The following is a 2545-nucleotide window of genomic DNA, read 5'->3' on the forward strand; positions in this document are numbered from 1 at the left end:
ATTTCGTTTGTCGCTTGCGACGTTAATGTCATCGGCGACTTGTTCTATATTACACTTCATTTGTATAATCGTCAACACCTTTTTATAAAGATATTCAAGTTAATATTTTTATGCTCTTTTAACTAGATACGCCTCTCCAAGGATTCATTACCGAAAAGCTACCTTCTGCTTCTATTTAACCTATTCTTCCAAAATATATTCAAGTTAATTTAAACCCTAGACTTAATTTGTACAGAAGTTTTTACCTAGCGAAACTAACAATCTTATTTTAATAAATATTAATACCTCTTTGTTTATCACACCCTCTATTAGAAACGATTGAAGATATACGTATTCTTATAACAGACAACGATACAAAAATCCATAATACACTCATATACTACTCTAGTTATAGAGTCCCAAGTTCTCCTTATATGAAGTAATGATTGCTTATCTGTTTACTCGTAAATATATAGAAGCACACTAATATATTTATTAACTATCCCTTTTTCACTGAAATATCAGCCTTATATCTCCTTCATCTTTAGTATCATCTATTTCCATACAGCTATATTCTCTTAATAAACATTTAAGATATGCTCAAGATTTGAATTGATTAATAGCATTTCCTTTTTAAACACATATACTGGATTAAAAATACGTACCTCAATTGATCAAGTGCACCGAACAAACATATACAGAACACCCGTTCCTTTCATTGTTTCACTTTTTATATAACATTAATAGATCTTTATCCTATACCTATATTTACGTTTTACCGCTAAAAGAGCGAATCATTTCACTAACAAAGCATTTAGTTTTATTTCTAGTATATATCCACCTTTTGAAATACATATAGAATCATAAATTCCTTTTTTTCTATCTAACCCCCTAAGAATACACAACCACACAAAAAAACAATTCTACAACAAGGTATACGACGGCTGCACAATTATAAATCATAATCCCCTCAATACCTACAGGGGCGCTGTCCGCCTTTAACGCAAATATATACTAAAAAAATTTCAATATGAAATGGGCCGGAATTTCTATTCTAAGAAAAATCCGGCTCTTATTTTTAGGCAACAACCAAAATCATTTTTACATTCAGTATTAAATGTCTATTCAATATTCCCTACTCTGCTCTGGTAAAGGTGAATGTATCGTATCTGTCACTGCATAATATAGATTTTCTGGATGTTCGGCTATCCGATGACATAAATACAAATACCACTCTTTCCCATAAGTCAAATACACTCTAGCGTTATGTCCTTTGTTTTTCAAATCTCTTAACATATCCGGACGAATTCCATATAACATTTCTATTTCTACATTAGGGTGACTAAAATATTGACGTTGCTCCATCTCTTTAATAAGAATTTCATCATGTGTAGCTATAGATACAGGGTGATGGTTTTCAACTAGTTTTTCTACAATTTGAAGATACTGTTGATTTAAATCAGTTGATCTAGGCATAGCAATATCCGGAACTTCTTGATAGGCACCTTTTACAACTCTTATTTTTCCTGGATAATGAAGGAGTTCTTGAATATCATTGTTTGAGCGGTATAAATGTGCCTGTATTGTTATCCCTACATTATGATATTGCTCAGTTACCTTTTTATAAATGGAAAGAATGTCCGCTGCTTTAGATGATTCTTCCATACTTATCATAAGGGTAGTTCCATGTACTTTCGCCTTCTCTGCCAACTCCATTAAATGAATATAAGATATTTCTGGATCTATAGACAATCCAATATGAGATAAATCAAGTGATACTGTTTGTTTCATAGATAGAGTACCTATGTCCCCAATAAGATTCAAAAACTCATTTTTTGCTTTATAACATCCCTCTATATCAAGAGTATTTTCCCCTATGTATTCTAGTGAAGTATGATAACCTTTTGTAATTAGTTCTTTTGCCGTCCCAATCCCCTCATGTCTCGTTTCTCCGGTGACAAAGCGTTTCGCAGCTTGTAACAATAACGCATAGAGTTCATTGGATTGTTGAACATATGCTTTTATATGTTCATTCCGTTTTACATACACCTTCTTTAAATCAGCTTATCCTTTCTAAATTTATTACTGAAGGTTATTTGGAACGGCATATTATGAAGATGAAAAAAATCTATAAAAATCGAAGAGACTTCCTTATCCAGCAATTAAAATCAGCATTCTCAAATACAATCAATATTTTCGGTTATTCTACAGTATTACATCTGATTGTTGAATTCAATCAAGTTCAATTCACAAAAGAATTACTTGAGAAAATCCAACAACTCGGAGTGAAAGTATATCCTGTGGAAGATCACGCCATTGAAAAAGGAAAACATTACAATCGAATTATTATAGGGTATGGACATTTAACAACTGCAGAAATAAAAGAGGGTGTGAGTAGGCTCCAGAGGGTAATACTTCGTATATATATTCTTGTTAGCAAATAGACTTTAAAGCTTAGCCATATTTTCCTGAAGGTATGCTACTTAAATGTGAAATTCTAATAAAATAAAGTTTTTTCTTGCTAGATAAACTTACTCATAGAGCTTACATTAATTACAAGTTTATT

General features: G+C 31.7%; 1 protein-coding gene and 1 pseudogene. One reads left to right on the forward strand and one right to left on the reverse strand.

The window, feature by feature from the left end; all coding sequences use genetic code 11:
* Positions 1 to 1104: 1104 nt before the first annotated feature.
* Positions 1105 to 2028 (reverse strand): proline dehydrogenase family protein, encoded by a 924-nt coding sequence (locus JFU02_RS04150; protein WP_061665899.1) that lies wholly within the window; start codon positions 2026 to 2028, stop codon positions 1105 to 1107.
* On the opposite strand from JFU02_RS04150, the pseudogene JFU02_RS04155 reads away from it, so the two are divergent.
* Positions 1947 to 2423, forward strand: a pseudogene (locus tag JFU02_RS04155) (MocR-like pyridoxine biosynthesis transcription factor PdxR); the annotation flags it as partial. The gene JFU02_RS04150 and the pseudogene JFU02_RS04155 overlap by 82 nt on opposite strands.
* Between the last annotated feature and the right edge of the window lie 122 nt (positions 2424 to 2545).

This window comes from Bacillus sp. TH13, assembly GCF_016651175.1.
GTDB classification, from domain to species: domain Bacteria; phylum Bacillota; class Bacilli; order Bacillales; family Bacillaceae_G; genus Bacillus_A; species Bacillus_A thuringiensis_S.